General features: G+C 71.1%; 4 protein-coding genes. 1 reads left to right on the top strand and 3 read right to left on the bottom strand.

Going from position 1 to position 4,361, the window contains the following annotated elements:
- From ACXJKL_RS15500 to ACXJKL_RS15510, 3 genes are all read right to left on the bottom strand, one after another.
- A partial coding sequence (locus ACXJKL_RS15500) for a hypothetical protein (RefSeq protein ID WP_457207930.1) occupies positions 1-364 on the bottom strand: 364 nt, incomplete at its 3' end.
- 189 nt (positions 365-553) lie between these two features.
- Entirely contained in the window at positions 554-1,792 is a 1,239-nt protein-coding gene (locus ACXJKL_RS15505; RefSeq protein WP_457207931.1) for a fatty acid desaturase family protein, read from the bottom strand.
- 27 nt (positions 1,793-1,819) lie between these two features.
- On the bottom strand, positions 1,820-2,968 hold the full coding sequence (locus tag ACXJKL_RS15510; protein ID WP_457207932.1) for a ferredoxin reductase: 1,149 nt from the start codon (positions 2,966-2,968) through the stop codon (positions 1,820-1,822).
- A 103-nt stretch (positions 2,969-3,071) separates the two neighbouring features.
- Between ACXJKL_RS15510 and ACXJKL_RS15515 the strand changes: the two genes are divergently transcribed.
- Positions 3,072-4,322 (top strand): PucR family transcriptional regulator, encoded by a 1,251-nt coding sequence (locus tag ACXJKL_RS15515; protein ID WP_457207933.1) that lies wholly within the window; start codon positions 3,072-3,074, stop codon positions 4,320-4,322.
- The last annotated feature ends 39 nt before the right edge of the window (positions 4,323-4,361 follow it).

The raw sequence follows: 4,361 nt of genomic DNA on the forward strand, positions 1-4,361 counted from the left end.
CGTCGTCACCGATGAGCACGTCCGTGGCCTCGGCGATGGTCGTCGCGTCCAGGTAGTACGCAACCCTGCCGCCAACGAGCTGGAACCCGATGCGATAGGTCCCTGCAGACAGGCCCACCAGGTCGTACTCGCCGGCGCCGTCTGAAGTCGTGGCTACTCCGGCGAAGTCCCACGAACCGCCGTTGGAGATGAATGCGGCAACAGTGACTCCCGCCTCCCCGGCGCCTCCCGGGCCGGCCACCGTGCCGGTGATGGACGACGTGCCCGCCGCCGTGGCCGGCGCCACCAGACCGCCGCCCAGGACGAGAGCGAGGCCCAGCAGGGCCGTCAGCATCGTGGTGAGCGCGCGCAGAACTGTCCGCATGTAGTTGTCCTCGTGTGATCTACGTGCCACACGTCCCCCGCGCGGCTCCGGGGCAGAAGTTAAAGGAGTGACTCCGGGTCCGCAGGGGATTGTCAGTTTTCCAGGACCCGACGTCTAGACCGGGCGGGCCCGAATGCAGCAGGACCTGCCCCGCTGGGCGGGGCAGGTCCTACTGGTCGGAGAGGTGGGTCAGGCGGCCTTGGCCATGCGACGCGCCTGCTGCTCGAGACGGGCCTGGGCGGCGCGGCGGATCTTGGGACCGCCGGTCGACATCTTGTAGAGCAGCGACAGCTGCTGCGGCGCGTTCTTGGCGGTGGTCGTGCTGAGCCAGCCGTTGGGCAGCGACAGTCGCACGACCTTGTGCCAGGCCGAGTAGACCTGCGGCACCAGCGGACGCGAGAGATAGGTGAGGTCGTACTTCTCGAAGAGTGCCTTCACCTGCGGGGCGATCTCGGCGTACCGGTTGGACGGCAGGTCCGGGAACAGGTGGTGCTCGATCTGGTGCGACAGGTTGCCGCTCATCAGGTGCATGAGCTTCGAGCCAGAGATGTTGGCCGAGCCGAGCATCTGTCGGACGTACCAGTCGCCCTTGGACTCACCCTCGATCGAACGCCGCTCGAAGGTCTCGACGCCCTCGGGGAAGTGGCCGCACAGGATGATCGAGTTGGACCACAGGTTGCGCACGACGTTGGCGGTGAAGTTGGCCGCCAGGGTCGGCAGGAACGAGCCGGTCGGGATCGAGAGCACCGGGTGGGCGACGTAGTCCTTGGTGACCTGCTTGCGGATCTTGCCGAGGACCTGCTTGGCCCGACGGCGGAACTCGGGCTCCTTAGTCTGCTTCCTCTTGATCACGGCGCCGAGGTCGAGGTCGTAGGCCGCGATGCCGTACTCGAAGAACATGGCGTTGATGAAGCACCAGATCGGCTGGCCCAGGTGGAACGGGGACCAGCGCTGCTCCTCGTCGACGCGCATGATGCCGTAGCCGAGGTCGTTGTCCTTGCCGATGACGTTGGTGTACGTGTGGTGCAGCTCGTTGTGGCTGTGCTTCCACTGCTCGGACGGCGAGGCCATGTCCCACTCCCAGACGCTGGAGTGGATCTTGGGGTCGCGCATCCAGTCCCACTGGCCGTGCAGGATGTTGTGGCCGATCTCCATGTTGTCGAGGATCTTGGCGACGCTGAGGCCGGCGGTGCCGACCACCCAGGCGGGCGGGAACGCGCTGAACAGCAGCACGGCGCGCGAGCCGAGCTCGAGCTTGCGCTGCCGGTCGATGAGCTTGCGGATGTACGCCGCGTCGTCGGCGCCGCGGTCGTCGAGGATGCTCTGGCGGATCGCGTCGAGCTCGACGCCGAGGGCCTCGATGTCGGCCTCGGTGAGGTGGGCGATCGGGTTGCCGCCGACGCTGGTCTTCTTCTGGATCGTGGTCATGTCGATCTCCTTCGGGGGGACGGAGGCTCAGTGGTCGATGTGGCAGGGGCCGGCGGCGGCGTTGATGCAGGTCTGCACCTTGATGGCGCCGGACTCGCCGGGGATCGCGGTGGTGAGGGCGCCGTTGCGCAGGTCGCGCACCGTGCCCTCGCGCAGCGGGAGCACGCAGCCCATGCAGATGCCCATCCGGCAGCCGCTGGGCATCAACATTCCGGCCTCCTCGGCGGCGTCGAGGATCGGCGTCGACCCGTCGAGCTCGAGGGTGGTGCCGGAGGAGAAGGCAACGGTGCCACCGTCGCCCGCCTCGACCCGCGTCGTACGGAACTGCTCGGTGGTGAGCTCGAGCCCGGCGGCGGCGTGGTGGGCGCCGAGCGCGTCGAGCAGCCCGGCGGGCCCGCACGCCAACGTGCGGCGCTCGTGCAGGTCGGGGACGAGCGACTCGAGGTCGGCGACGTCCAGGACGCCGTGCTCGTCGTCGTACCGGGCGACGAGGCGGATCGCACCGGCGTCGGCCAGGGCGTGCAGGTCGCGGCTGAAGATCGAGTGCGGCGCGCTGGGGGCGACGTGGACGACGACGATGTCGAGGTCCTGGCTGCGCGGCAGGCGCAGGACGCCGGAGTCGGTGCTCGGGAAGAGGTTGCGCAGCATGCCGATGACCGGGGTGATGCCGGAGCCGGCGGTGACGAACAGCAGCTTGTCGTGGTCGCTCTGGAGGACGAACTCGCCGGCTGCCTGCTCGAGGTGGACGATCGTGCCGGGCCGGGCCTCGTGGACGAGGTGGTTGCTGACGAGGCCGTCGGGCACGGCCTTGACCGTGATCGAGATGCGGCCGTCGGCGCGGGGGCCGTGGGTCAGCGAGTAGGCACGCCACTGGCGGACGCCGTCCACGTCGATGCCGATGCGGAGGTACTGGCCGGGCACGTGTCCGGCCCAGTCGGCACCCGGCCGGATGACGATGGTGGCGGCGTCCGCGGTCTCGGGGTGGATCGACTCGATGCGCCCGCGCAGGTCGGCGCCGGAGCGCAGCGGGGCGAAGAGGTCGAGGTAGTCGGCGGGGAGCAACGGCGTGGTCGCGGCCTCGGCGAGACGGACCGCACGGTCACGCAGCTCGCGGACACGCCCCTCGAGCAACGGGGGTCGGTCGCGCCCGGGGGCGGGGGACAGGAACGTCGTCATGGGTACCAGCCTCCCTGTTCGCGACGTCGAAGTCCTGCCCGGTGCACGTGAATCGGGTGTAGTTTGTTGTTCGATACGAACAACTCACGCCTGTGGAGACCCCATGACTCGTCCCCTTGTGCGCCGCGCCACACAGATTCGCGCCGACCGCACCGCACCGGCGCCCACCGTCGTACGCCTCGACGAGGAGGTCGTGCGCCTGATGCGCGAGGAGCTGGCCGAGGTCGCGGACCGCGCGGTGGTGGCCATCACCGAGGAGGTGCCCAGCTACACCGGGCAGCTGAGCGGCGTGATGGGCGAGACGATCCGCCAGGCGGTCCAGCTCGCGCTCGGCGGCTTCCTCACCCTCGCGACACGTGAGGAGGCCGGTACGCCGATGGCTCCCGCGCTCGAGGGCGCCTACCGGCTGGGCCGGGGCGAGGCGCGCAGCGGGCGCAGCATGGAGGCCCTGCTGGCGGCGTACCGGATCGGCGCCCGCGTCTCGTGGCGCGACCTGTCGCGCACCGCGGTGGAGGCCGGGGTGGAGGCCGAGCAGCTGTCCCGGTTCGCCGAGCTGGTCTTCGCCTACATCGACGAGCTCTCCGCCTCGAGCGCCGCGGGCCACACCGACGAGCTCGAGAGCACCGGCCGGGTGCGGCAGCGCAACCTCGACCGGCTCGCACGGGCGCTGGTCACCGGGGCGGCGCCCGACGCCGTGGTCCTCGCCGCGGAGCGGGCCGACTGGGAGCCGCCCGCCTTCCTGAGTGCCGTGCTCCTGCCGGAGGCGCAGGCCTCGCACGCCGCCACCGCGCTCGACCCGCGCACGCTGCAACCGACCGAGGACGTCCCGGGCGTCCCCGAGGGGCTGGCCCTGCTGCTCGCCCCGTCCAGCGGGTCCCGGTCGGCCCGCGCCGGGCTGGTCCGGGCGTTGCGGGGCACCACCGCGGTCGTCGGCCCCTCGGTGCCGTGGCTGGAGGCGGCCCGCTCGCACGCGCGCGCCGTACGGGCGGTGGCCCTCCAGGCCGAAGGCCTGCTCGAGAAGGCCGACGGCCTGCCCGAGGGTGGGGACGACGGGGTGCTGGACACCGACGTCCACCTCGGCGCCCTGCTCCTGGCGGCCGACCCGGAGACCCGGGCGGACCTGCGCGCGCGGGTGCTGGAGCCGCTGGCCGACCAGCGGCCGTCGACCGCGGAGAAGCTCACCGAGACGCTCCGGGCCTGGGTGCTGCACCAGGGCCGGCGGGAGGCGATGGCCGAGCAGCTGTTCATCCACCCCCAGACCGTGCGCTACCGCGTGGGGCAGCTGCGCGAACTGTACGGCGACCGGCTCGAGGACCCGCGGTTCGTGCTCGAGGTGACGCTCGCGCTGGCGTGACTTCCCGGTTCTCGGGGTAGTCCGTGACGTTTGGCCCCC

The sequence above is a fragment of the Nocardioides sp. P5_C9_2 genome (assembly GCF_054049555.1).